The following is a 587-nucleotide window of genomic DNA, read 5'->3' on the forward strand; positions in this document are numbered from 1 at the left end:
GTATGAGTCTAAATTTAAGATTGTTGATATAAATTTGACTAAGGTAATAGATGGGATAGGTATTGCGACTGTAATTTCAGAGGTGGTGACATAGTATGAATCTAAAAGACTATTCAATAGAAGTTGAAAAAATACTTATGAATGAAGAATTGTTAAGATTTTTGTATTATACGCCTAAAAATAGATTTGATGACCCTCTTGATAATTTAAAGCCAAATGTCCTTGATATGCCAGAGGACGAACTTTGGGATATTGTTGACAATCACCTAATACCAACTATTAAAGTAGACGATTTAGAGAAAGAACCGATATGTAGAGTATTTTATTATGCAGGTGTTGGAAGGTCTTCTAATACAAACTATTTATTTGGCAATCAAGAATACGTTTTTGATGTGTTTGTTCACAATGATTTTCAGATTAGAGATAAGAGACTTGAGCTAATTTGTGACAAGATAAACGATTTAATTTTCAATAAAAGAATTGGTGGTATTGGTAAGACTCTGTTTAGAAAAAAATCTCCAATCGGTGCGCCAAAAGGCTATATGGGTTTCAGATTAATATACGAATTCTGCAATGAAAGCTATTAG

Annotated in this window: 1 protein-coding gene; it reads left to right on the top strand. The window is 31.2% G+C overall.

Annotated features, from left to right (window positions below; translation table 11 throughout):
* The first annotated feature begins 95 nt into the window (after nucleotides 1–95).
* Nucleotides 96–587, top strand: coding sequence for a hypothetical protein (locus tag AC1DSL_RS19270; RefSeq protein ID WP_477533482.1), 492 nt, complete (start codon nucleotides 96–98; stop codon nucleotides 585–587).

Source organism: Paenisporosarcina sp. P4_D4 (assembly GCF_056401835.1).